The organism is Paenibacillus sp. OT2-17, assembly GCF_009827695.1.
GTDB classification, from domain to species: domain Bacteria; phylum Bacillota; class Bacilli; order Paenibacillales; family Paenibacillaceae; genus Paenibacillus; species Paenibacillus polymyxa_B.
The window spans coordinates 1-2,566 of record NZ_WUDQ01000528.1; the positions used below are offsets into that span (position 1 = coordinate 1).

Genomic DNA, 2,566 nt, shown 5'->3' on the forward strand with positions numbered 1-2,566 from the left:
TAGGCACTCCCTCGGAGAGAAGCTTCCGCTGATTGGCATCAAAGTTCGCTTTGGCTCCTTCAGCATCTGCTGACCTAGAGAATGGTCTGTTTTCTTCATTCATAAGAGCACCTCCTTTTCAATCCACTTTAATCATACCAAACTTTTCCGTCGATTTCGCGTTGCTCTTATGCATATACTTCACATATATTTCTGATTGCATCTTCATATATGTGAAGTGTACATCCATATGTCAATATTTCGCTGAATATAAAGTATGATGTCGAATCAAGGTAGAGTGGGTATTTAGACGTCTTTCATTGCAGGACGGTAGTTATGGTATAATTTAGTCAACTTGTTCAAGATCGTAACCAGCGCTCAATTGTTTACTTAACTTGTAATTAAATTGACATCTAAGAATCCACATCCCGGTTACAACCTGCATATTCTGTTTGTAAACCCAGGAGGAGGATACCGATGTCCCCAATCTTTATAGCAAGTTTAATGATGATGGGCATATTTTTATTTCAGGCAGCCATCGTTTTCGGCATCATACATTGGATTTCAAAACGAACCCAACGTCCAGCACAAACCAAAATGTATCTTGCAATGGGTTTGCTCGTTGTAATTTTAGGTTTCCTTGTATGGGACAACTGGATACACTTACAGGAATTCAATGGATGGGCCACGATTAGTCTGTTGGTGATTATTATTAGCGCCTATATACAGCTTAGAAAGCAAAAAGAAAAATACTAATCCCATTACCATGCATCAAAGGAGGAGCGCCATGAAATCTCACTCAACACGCTTTTGGTTACAGAGGGTGCTACTGCTAATGCTTGTTTTACTCTTCAGCGGCTCTCAGCAATCATTCATTGTTGCCGATGCCGCCCCGCCAATTAATGTTCAGGCCTCTGCCAAAGCCAAGCAATTACTTGCCTACCTATCTAATGTACCGGATGATATGCTAATTTCCGGGCAGCATGATTACTTAGAGGCACCGGATGAACAAAATAACAAGCTACAACAAATCAGCGGACAATACGCAGGACTTCACGGCTATGAGTTTGGAGGATTGGCTAACCAGTCCCGTACAGCCCTACGAGAGCAACGTCAGCATGTTGTGAATAGTGCTATCCAATGGAGTCAGGACGGCGGAATCGTAGCTGTTACCTTCCATCAGGCGCTTCCTGGCAAACCTAAAACGTGGAAAAACGTACAAGCAAAAATTACTCAAGCTGAATTTAATCGTTACATCACGCCGGGTACCCCGCAATATAAACAACTGATCGCTGATCTGGATGAGGTGGCTTTGTCCCTTAAGACCTTACGAGACGCGGATGTACCTGTTTTATGGAGGCCCTATCATGAAATGAACGGCAACTGGTTTTGGTGGGGAAACAAGCAAAATTATGCTAAGTTGTGGAATCTAATGTATGATCGGTTCACTCATGTCCATCATCTGGATAACCTGTTGTGGGTGTGGAGTCCCAATGCTCCAAACGCATATAGCACTCCCTATAATTTGTCCTTCCCAGGTATTAACCGAGTAGATATTCTTGCAGCTGATATCTATAACAATGACTACAAACCCTCCTACTACACCGAATTGCTAAAGCTTGCGCAGGGCAAGCCTATGGGAATCGGAGAAAGTGATATTCTGCCAAGTGCGAAGGTGCTGCAAAATCAGCCAGCCTGGGCCTATGCCATGACATGGGGAAAGGAGCTGTCTGCAACCAATTCACAAGCAGCAATCAGACATTTTATGAACCAAAATAATATCATCACACGAGACCTTCTTCATGAGTCCCTACGCTGAAAGAAAAAAGCTTCCACTTTGCTCCTAGAGCGAAGTGGAAGCTTTTTTATACCAAATCCAAATAAAGCACTCTAACTATTTCTAATAACCTCTTCTAGATCAATATCGGCATACGCCTCTTCACCAAGATGTACGGATACAATGGTGTAGATCCGCTTGGACAGTCTAGACATCAGCCGATCACCCGGTGCTACAGAATATTCTTCCCGATAATCTCCAATTTTGTGAAAACCGCTGGACATATGGATGTACAAGTTGCCCCTACGTGTTTTACCATGCACCAACATCAAATCTCCTCCTGCTGTGTAACCAACCTAATTTCCCTGTTACATGTATATCGGTCAGAACAAGATAGGATATAAGTCCCTGGTACCCTCTTTCGTTTCACATGTTAGTGCACGTAAACGAAACGGGTCTGCCAGTGATGTGACAGACCCGTTTTTGTAAACCCATTTTCGTGATTTAGGAAGAAACTATTCTTGATAGGATTCTGCTATTGCATTCGCTGCAATGATTGCATTTTACACGTCAGCAGGACTAACCGGGAACGGCATGTTGACCATTGTATCATTCGATGCACAAGCAGCTTCAGCCACTTGGCGCCATTCAGCCTCAACACATTCCTCTACACCCAAGTCACGAAGCGTCAATGGAAGGCCTACATCCTTAACCAGTTTAATCACGGTTTCCAGTTCTTCTTTCGGTGCATTTTCCAGCACTAGCTGGGTTACCAAACCGAATGTAACTTTCTCCCCATGCTGTGCTTTA

At 43.3% G+C, this 2,566-nt stretch carries 3 protein-coding genes and 1 pseudogene; 2 read left to right on the plus strand and 2 right to left on the minus strand.

The window, feature by feature from the left end:
* Window positions 1-456 precede the first annotated feature (456 nt).
* Window positions 457-735: a hypothetical protein gene (locus GRP75_RS24100; RefSeq protein ID WP_023989400.1), complete on the plus strand. Its 279-nt coding sequence runs from the start codon at window positions 457-459 to the stop codon at window positions 733-735.
* 31 nt (window positions 736-766) lie between these two features.
* A complete protein-coding gene (locus GRP75_RS24105; RefSeq protein ID WP_023989401.1) occupies window positions 767-1,798 on the plus strand; it encodes a glycosyl hydrolase in 1,032 nt (343 codons plus the stop codon).
* Window positions 1,799-1,869: 71 nt separating this feature from the next.
* On the opposite strand, the gene GRP75_RS24110 is transcribed toward GRP75_RS24105, so the two are convergent.
* The gene (locus GRP75_RS24110) at window positions 1,870-2,085 is read right to left on the minus strand and encodes a hypothetical protein (RefSeq protein ID WP_013311038.1); all 216 of its coding nucleotides are present in this window, start codon (window positions 2,083-2,085) and stop codon (window positions 1,870-1,872) included.
* Between the two features lie 234 nt (window positions 2,086-2,319).
* Window positions 2,320-2,566: pseudogene (locus tag GRP75_RS24115) on the minus strand (glycerol dehydrogenase); the annotation flags it as partial.

Bases quoted from the DNA above. Each gene is read 5' to 3' on its own strand.
- GRP75_RS24100 (WP_023989400.1), top strand. From the start codon at position 457: ATGTCCCCAATCTTTATAGCAAGTTTAATGATGATGGGCATATTTTTA.
- GRP75_RS24105 (WP_023989401.1), top strand. From the start codon at position 767: ATGAAATCTCACTCAACACGCTTTTGGTTACAGAGGGTGCTACTGCTA.
- GRP75_RS24110 (WP_013311038.1), bottom strand. From the start codon at position 2,085: ATGTTGGTGCATGGTAAAACACGTAGGGGCAACTTGTACATCCATATG.